This is a genomic window from Citrobacter sp. JUb117 (assembly GCF_024809055.1).
Taxonomy (GTDB): domain Bacteria; phylum Pseudomonadota; class Gammaproteobacteria; order Enterobacterales; family Enterobacteriaceae; genus Citrobacter; species Citrobacter gillenii.
Genome location: NZ_JANUFB010000021.1, coordinates 1 through 1,702, shown reverse-complemented (window position 1 = coordinate 1,702; position 1,702 = coordinate 1). Strand labels below are relative to the sequence as shown.

At 52.7% G+C, this 1,702-nt stretch carries 1 rRNA gene; it reads left to right on the top strand.

Annotated elements, in window-relative coordinates:
- The first annotated feature begins 146 nt into the window (after positions 1 to 146).
- Positions 147 to 1,688, top strand: a 16S ribosomal RNA gene (locus tag M2374_RS22250).
- Positions 1,689 to 1,702 lie beyond the last annotated feature (14 nt).

Sequence of the window (1,702 nt, the reverse complement as noted above, 5' to 3'; positions counted from 1 at the left end):
GCACTGCTCTTTAACAATTTATCAGACAATCTGTGTGGGCACTCGAAGATACGGATTCTTAACGTCGCAAGACGAAAAATGAATACCAAGTCTCTGAGTGAACATACGTAATTCATTACGAAGTTTAATTCACGAGCATCAAACTTAAATTGAAGAGTTTGATCATGGCTCAGATTGAACGCTGGCGGCAGGCCTAACACATGCAAGTCGAACGGTAGCACAGAGGAGCTTGCTCCTTGGGTGACGAGTGGCGGACGGGTGAGTAATGTCTGGGAAACTGCCCGATGGAGGGGGATAACTACTGGAAACGGTAGCTAATACCGCATAACGTCGCAAGACCAAAGAGGGGGACCTTCGGGCCTCTTGCCATCGGATGTGCCCAGATGGGATTAGCTAGTAGGTGGGGTAACGGCTCACCTAGGCGACGATCCCTAGCTGGTCTGAGAGGATGACCAGCCACACTGGAACTGAGACACGGTCCAGACTCCTACGGGAGGCAGCAGTGGGGAATATTGCACAATGGGCGCAAGCCTGATGCAGCCATGCCGCGTGTATGAAGAAGGCCTTCGGGTTGTAAAGTACTTTCAGCGAGGAGGAAGGGGATGTGGTTAATAACCGCATTCATTGACGTTACTCGCAGAAGAAGCACCGGCTAACTCCGTGCCAGCAGCCGCGGTAATACGGAGGGTGCAAGCGTTAATCGGAATTACTGGGCGTAAAGCGCACGCAGGCGGTCTGTCAAGTCGGATGTGAAATCCCCGGGCTCAACCTGGGAACTGCATCCGAAACTGGCAGGCTAGAGTCTTGTAGAGGGGGGTAGAATTCCAGGTGTAGCGGTGAAATGCGTAGAGATCTGGAGGAATACCGGTGGCGAAGGCGGCCCCCTGGACAAAGACTGACGCTCAGGTGCGAAAGCGTGGGGAGCAAACAGGATTAGATACCCTGGTAGTCCACGCCGTAAACGATGTCGACTTGGAGGTTGTTCCCTTGAGGAGTGGCTTCCGGAGCTAACGCGTTAAGTCGACCGCCTGGGGAGTACGGCCGCAAGGTTAAAACTCAAATGAATTGACGGGGGCCCGCACAAGCGGTGGAGCATGTGGTTTAATTCGATGCAACGCGAAGAACCTTACCTACTCTTGACATCCACGGAATTTAGCAGAGATGCTTTAGTGCCTTCGGGAACCGTGAGACAGGTGCTGCATGGCTGTCGTCAGCTCGTGTTGTGAAATGTTGGGTTAAGTCCCGCAACGAGCGCAACCCTTATCCTTTGTTGCCAGCGGTTCGGCCGGGAACTCAAAGGAGACTGCCAGTGATAAACTGGAGGAAGGTGGGGATGACGTCAAGTCATCATGGCCCTTACGAGTAGGGCTACACACGTGCTACAATGGCATATACAAAGAGAAGCGACCTCGCGAGAGCAAGCGGACCTCATAAAGTATGTCGTAGTCCGGATTGGAGTCTGCAACTCGACTCCATGAAGTCGGAATCGCTAGTAATCGTAGATCAGAATGCTACGGTGAATACGTTCCCGGGCCTTGTACACACCGCCCGTCACACCATGGGAGTGGGTTGCAAAAGAAGTAGGTAGCTTAACCTTCGGGAGGGCGCTTACCACTTTGTGATTCATGACTGGGGTGAAGTCGTAACAAGGTAACCGTAGGGGAACCTGCGGTTGGATCACCTCCTTACCTTAAAGAAACGT